This is a genomic window from Chitinophaga sp. GbtcB8 (assembly GCF_019091455.1).
Lineage (GTDB): Bacteria > Bacteroidota > Bacteroidia > Chitinophagales > Chitinophagaceae > Chitinophaga.
Genome location: NZ_JAGXJN010000460.1, coordinates 1 through 233, shown reverse-complemented (window position 1 = coordinate 233; position 233 = coordinate 1). Strand labels below are relative to the sequence as shown.

Below are 233 nucleotides of genomic sequence, written 5' to 3'. Positions count from 1 at the left end.
GGCTGCTGCAGAAAAAATCCTTTATAACAGCAGTTCATTGATCATTGTTGCTATGATCATGATCTCCACCTTTGACTGTAATAACGCTTTAATACTGTCAGGCGCGCGCATTTACTACACCATGGCACAGGATGGGCTGATCTTTAAACAGGCGGCTTCCCTGAACCGATACAGCGTACCGAAAAAAGGTATGTGGATCCAGTGCTTATGGGCCTCCCTGTTATGCCTGAGCG

General features: G+C 46.8%; 1 protein-coding gene. It reads left to right on the top strand.

Annotated features, from left to right (window positions below; translation table 11 throughout):
* The coding region (locus KVT36_RS32310) for an amino acid permease (protein ID WP_217607525.1) at nt 1-233 on the top strand (233 nt) is incomplete at both ends.